General features: G+C 66.7%; 1 protein-coding gene. It reads left to right on the forward strand.

Features of this window, described 5'->3' with window-relative positions:
* Window positions 1-3 precede the first annotated feature (3 nt).
* Window positions 4-330, forward strand: a 327-nt coding sequence (locus tag OO48_RS34115; protein WP_280842455.1) for a non-reducing end alpha-L-arabinofuranosidase family hydrolase, incomplete at its 3' end; no start/stop codon positions are given.

Raw genomic sequence — 330 nt, forward strand, 5'->3', positions numbered from 1 at the left:
GTCATGACCGACACCGTGAAGAACCTCTTCGAGGCCCCGCAGGTCTACAAGGTCAAGGGCCAGAACCAGTACCTGATGATCGTCGAGGCCCGGGGGGCGAGCGAGCAGCGCTACTTCCGCTCCTTCACCGCCACCAGCCTGAACGGCTCGTGGACCCCGCAGGCCGCCACCGAGTCCAACCCCTTCGCGGGCAAGGCCAACAGCGGCGCCGGCTGGACCAACGACATCAGCCACGGCGACCTGGTCCGCAACAACCCCGACCAGACCATGACCATCGACCCCTGCAACCTGCAACTGCTCTACCAGGGCAAGTCCCCCACCGCGTCCGGC

Source organism: Kitasatospora phosalacinea, assembly GCF_000716545.1.
Classification (GTDB): domain Bacteria; phylum Actinomycetota; class Actinomycetes; order Streptomycetales; family Streptomycetaceae; genus Kitasatospora; species Kitasatospora phosalacinea.